Source organism: Burkholderia territorii, from assembly GCF_902833055.1.
Taxonomy (GTDB): domain Bacteria; phylum Pseudomonadota; class Gammaproteobacteria; order Burkholderiales; family Burkholderiaceae; genus Burkholderia; species Burkholderia territorii.
In genome coordinates this window covers 1-483 of record NZ_CADFEJ010000121.1, presented here as the reverse complement: position 1 = coordinate 483, position 483 = coordinate 1, and the positions used below count along the sequence as shown (strand labels likewise).

1 protein-coding gene is annotated in these 483 nt (G+C 71.4%); it reads left to right on the top strand.

The genetic code is table 11. The features are described 5' to 3' along the window. On the top strand, positions 1 to 483 hold a 483-nt coding region (locus tag HW466_RS31315; RefSeq protein WP_425129841.1), incomplete at both ends, for a PDC sensor domain-containing protein.

Below are 483 nucleotides of genomic sequence, written 5' to 3'. Positions count from 1 at the left end.
CGCGCCGTGCCTGGAAGCTGCCCGCGGCACGCCTGCTGACGCCGCTCGGCGTGCTGGTCGCGGGCGCGCTGCTGCTGGTGTTCTTCTGGGCGCTCAGCGCGCTGGTGCTCTACCAGTCGCGCTCGGACGCCTACCAGCGCGCGGCCGGCAATTCGCGCAACCTGGTGCTGGTGCTGGAGCGCGACATCGCCCGCAGCATCGAGCAGTACGATCTCTCGCTGCAGGCCGTGGTCGACGGCATGCGCCAGCCGGCGGTGATGGCCCTGCCGCCGCACCTGCGCAACCTGGTGCTGTTCGACCGCGCCACCACCGGCCGCTATCTCGGCACCATCTACGTGGTCGATGCCGAGGGCCGGGTGGTGATCGACTCGCGAGCCGATACGCCGCCGCAAGCCAACCTCGCCACCCGCGAGGACATCGCGATCCATCGCAGCCAGCCCCGGCTGGGGCTGTTCATCAGCAGGCCCTACGCCTCGCCGCTGC